The organism is Oleiphilus sp. HI0080, from assembly GCF_001635135.1.
Genome location: NZ_LWFU01000160.1, coordinates 1 through 214, shown reverse-complemented (window position 1 = coordinate 214; position 214 = coordinate 1). Strand labels below are relative to the sequence as shown.

The window sequence follows — 214 nt, the reverse complement described above, 5'->3', positions numbered from 1 at the left end:
AGCTTACTATTGATAGAGCGCGACACCCCCGGATTCAGCCGGGGCAAAAACCTTAAAAAAACTGGCTGGTGGGCCAGCGATACGGCTGAGCTATTCTTCGATGATGTTCGCGTACCAGCGGAAAACCTCATCGGGCCAGAAAACTCTGGTTTTATCGCGATAATGTCCAACTTCGAGATGGAGCGTCTTAGCCTCTGCGTTATGGCAAACATGA

At 50.5% G+C, this 214-nt stretch carries 1 pseudogene; it reads left to right on the top strand.

Annotated features, from left to right (window positions below):
- Positions 1-214: pseudogene (locus A3751_RS23365) on the top strand (acyl-CoA dehydrogenase); the annotation flags it as partial.